Source organism: Nitratidesulfovibrio liaohensis, from assembly GCF_011682075.1.
GTDB classification, from domain to species: Bacteria; Desulfobacterota; Desulfovibrionia; order Desulfovibrionales; family Desulfovibrionaceae; genus Cupidesulfovibrio; species Cupidesulfovibrio liaohensis.
This window is the reverse complement of the sequence record NZ_VSMK01000306.1, coordinates 1-3,396: the sequence shown is the minus strand read 5'-3', so window position 1 is coordinate 3,396 and position 3,396 is coordinate 1. Positions and strand designations below refer to the sequence as shown.

The 3,396-nt window shown below is 68.6% G+C and carries 4 protein-coding genes and 2 pseudogenes; 1 reads left to right on the top strand and 5 read right to left on the bottom strand.

Annotation, left to right across the window (positions count from 1 at the left end; all coding sequences use genetic code 11):
• The 4 genes and pseudogenes from FVW27_RS10910 to FVW27_RS10895 form a co-directional block, all read right to left on the bottom strand.
• A pseudogene (locus FVW27_RS10910) lies at nt 1-190 on the bottom strand (futalosine hydrolase); the annotation flags it as partial.
• A gap of 95 nt (nt 191-285) precedes the next feature.
• A complete protein-coding gene (locus FVW27_RS10905) occupies nt 286-435 on the bottom strand; it encodes a hypothetical protein (protein WP_015946122.1) in 150 nt (49 codons plus the stop codon).
• A 36-nt stretch (nt 436-471) separates the two neighbouring features.
• Nucleotides 472-702, bottom strand: coding sequence for a hypothetical protein (locus FVW27_RS10900; RefSeq protein WP_167125090.1), 231 nt, complete (start codon nt 700-702; stop codon nt 472-474).
• Nucleotides 703-739: 37 nt separating this feature from the next.
• Entirely contained in the window at nt 740-2,056 is a 1,317-nt protein-coding gene (locus tag FVW27_RS10895) for a nucleotide sugar dehydrogenase (protein WP_167125088.1), read from the bottom strand.
• Between the two features lie 246 nt (nt 2,057-2,302).
• Here FVW27_RS10895 and FVW27_RS10890 point away from each other — a divergent pair, with 246 nt between their 5' ends.
• Nucleotides 2,303-2,509 (top strand): DUF2065 domain-containing protein, encoded by a 207-nt coding sequence (locus FVW27_RS10890; protein WP_167125086.1) that lies wholly within the window; start codon nt 2,303-2,305, stop codon nt 2,507-2,509.
• 409 nt (nt 2,510-2,918) lie between these two features.
• Here FVW27_RS10890 and FVW27_RS20935 read toward each other — a convergent pair.
• Nucleotides 2,919-3,396 (bottom strand): annotated as a pseudogene (locus FVW27_RS20935) (class I SAM-dependent methyltransferase); the annotation flags it as partial.

The window sequence follows — 3,396 nt, the reverse complement described above, 5'->3', positions numbered from 1 at the left end:
GGCCCAGCGACAGGGCCGCGTTGACCGGCCCCACGCCGGTGACCAGCAGCAGACAGTTGCGCCCGTTGACGGGCGAAGGGCAGGCCTCGCCCGGTCCGGGCAGGGCGCAGCCCACGCGGCCCCGCCCGTTGAAGCCGGTGAGCACGGCCTTCATTTCACGGGTGGTGGCGGTGGCGATGACAAGACTCATGCGTGAAGGCTGTCCATGAACGGCGCGGGTGCGCCGGGTGTGTCGTCGTTTCGTTTCCCGGGGGCAGGGCTTCCGGAAGAAGATGGTCCCCGAGCCTATCGTTTTCGCAGCAGCAGCCGCAAATGTCCCTCGGCGGTGGCGCAGGGCATGCCCACCACGTCGGCCTGCCGGATACGGGCGATGTGCCGCGCACTGCCCATCTGGTTGGGCGCGATGTCCAGCAGCAGTTGCCCGCCCGCAGGCATGGACCGCAGAAGCGAACTCGCTTCCTGCAGGCCCCGTCAGCAGTCGTCCCAGCACAGCACCACCGGCACGTCGCGCGGGGGCAGTTCGCACAGCAGGGTGCCGCGCGGAATGCCCGGCATCAGCGCGCAGGCGGGGCCGGTGCGTGAATCCTCCACCGTGCCCCTGTCATCGGCCTGTTTCCTTTCCGCCGTGCGGCGCAGGGCCGCGCGCAACGTGGCGTCGTCGGGGGCGGGGGGCAGGCGTTTGCGGCGTTGGCTGGCGAGCATGGCGTTCCTGTCCTTTGGGGCCGGTGCGCAGACCCCGTTACAACCGCCAGTAGGCGAAGAACCCGGCATTCTGCGCGGCCTGCGCATCGTGCAGTCCCTTCAGGTCCAGCAGCAGGGCACGGTCCGGCGTGGCGAACCAGCCGCGCATGGCGGACAGGGGCATTGCACGGTAGGCCTTGTGGCCCACGGCCAGGATCAGCGCATCGAGCTGCGTGAAATCGTCCAGCGAGGCAAGGTCCAGGCCGTATTCGTGCCGGGCCTCGGCGGCCTCGGCCATGGGGTCGTGCACCAGCACCGTCACCCCGTATTCGCGCAGTTCGGCCACCACGTCCACCACGCGGGTGTTGCGCAGGTCGGGTACGTCCTCCTTGAAGGTCAGCCCAAGGATGCCCACCCGTGCGCCGTCAACGCGGCAGCCCGCCTTGATCATCTGCTTGACGGCGGTTTCGGCCACATGCTTGCCCATGCCGTCGTTGATGCGGCGGCCCGCCAGGATGACCTGCGGGTGGTAGCCCAGTTCCTCTGCCTTGAAGGTGAGGTAGTACGGGTCCACCCCGATGCAGTGGCCGCCCACCAGGCCGGGCCGGAAGGGCAGGAAGTTCCACTTGGTGCCCGCCGCCTCCAGCACTTCCAGGGTGTCGATGCCCAGGCGGTCGAAGATCAGCGAAAGTTCGTTCATCAGCGCGATGTTCAGGTCGCGCTGGGTGTTCTCTATGACCTTGGCGGCCTCGGCCACCTTGATGCTGGCCGCGCGGTGCACCCCGGCGGTGACCACGCTGCCGTACAGCCCGGCCAGCAGGTCTAGGGTGGGGGCGTCGCTGCCGGAGACCACCTTCATGATGGTTTCCAGGGTGTGAACCTTGTCGCCGGGGTTGATGCGTTCCGGCGAGTAGCCCACGGTGAAGTCGCGCCCGAAGGTCAGGCCCGATTCGCGCTCAAGGATGGGCACGCAGACGTCTTCGGTGACGCCGGGGTACACGGTGGACTCGTACACCACCACGCAGCCGCGCGACATGTGGCGGCCCACGGTGGTGGAGGCCTTTTCCACGGGTGTCAGGTCTGGGTTGCGGTGGCTGTCGATGGGCGTGGGCACGGCCACGATGATCACGCTGGCGGCGGCCAGGTCTGCGCCGTCGCAGGTGAAGCGGGCGGTGGTGGCGGCCAGGTCGGCGTCGGCCACCTCGCCGGTACGGTCGTGCCCGGCGGTCAGTTCGTCCACACGGCCCCGCGAGATGTCGAAGCCGATGACGTCGAAGCGTCGGGCCAGGGCCACCGCCAGGGGCAGGCCCACATAGCCCAGGCCCACCACGGCCACGGGGGATTCACGGCGGGCGATTGCATCAAAAGTGGTCATGTCGTTCACTCTGTTGACTATCCTGTGTCCGGCCTTGGGGGCCGATTACTGCCGATGGGGGCCGGGCGCCTGCCCATTGCCTGCCCATTGCCTGCCTGTTGCCTGCCTGTTGCGTGCCGGGCGTTGCCTGGTTGGTCCTGCCGCGGATGCCCGCCCGGGCCGGGCATGCCGACGTGGCTGTCGGCGGAAAGCTGCGTTGACGTCGGGGGGTTGCCACGGGCGGTGCCCCCGTGTGAGAAGGCTTTCATGCATATCGACTGGAATACCCTGCTCTGCGCCGTGGGCCTGGCCTTCGTCATCGAAAGCATTCCGTATGTCCTGTTTGCCGAACGGATGCGCCCGGTGTTGCGGTCGCTGTCCGACCAGCCCCCGGCCATGCTGCGGGGCATGGGCATTGCGGCCATGTGCGTGGGCGTGCTGGTGGTCTGGCTGGCCCGGCGCATGCTGGTCTGAGGCGGACTGGCCTGACGCGGACTGGCCTGACGCGGACTGGCCTGGCGGCTCCGCTTGCAATCTCCACTCTCCGCGTTGCCGCGTGTGGCTAGCGCGTCTTCTTCCCCGCCTTGGCGCCGCTGGTGGCGCGTTTCTTTTTTTCCGTTCCCTGCGTGGCCGCGCCGGGCAGGGTGGCCTGCACCGTACCGGCCTTTGCCGTTTTGTCGCCCTTTGCCCGGCTGTCCGTACCAGCAGCCGTGCCCTGTACTGTCGTGCCTTGGACTGTCGTGTCCGCGATGGCGGATTCGCCAGATTCGGCAGATTCGGCAGACGGGGCGGATGCAGCGGGCGCGGCCTTGCGTGCCCTGATGGCGGGTCGTTGCTGCGTGGCCGTTGCCGTTTGCTGCGTTTCGGTCGCCGGAACCAGGGGTTTTTCGGCCACGTGCAAGCGCACGATACCCGAGGTCAGCGGCAGGTGGAACACCCGGCCAAAGCCTGCCGCCGCCATTTCCCCGGCCAGTTCGTCGGCGGTGGGAAAGGCCATGATGGTATCGGCCAGATAGCGGTAGGCGCCGGAGTCACCGGAAACGGCCTTGCCAACCATGGGCAGCACCCGGTTGAGATAGAAATTGTACAGCCCGCGCCACACCGGTGTCTTGCCGGTGCCGAATTCCAGCACGCACAGGCGCCCGCCGGGCACCAGCACCCGCAGGATTTCGGCAAAGGCCTCCGAGCGGGGCAGGATGTTGCGGATGCCGAAGGCGATGGTCACGCAGTCCACGCTGGCGTCGGCCAGGGGCAGGCGGCGCCCGTCCGCCGTGGCGGGCCAGATGGCGCGCGCCGTTTCGCCGAACAGCTTGTCCCGCCCGCGCTGCAGCATGGGGCGGCAGAAGTCCAGGGCGGGCACG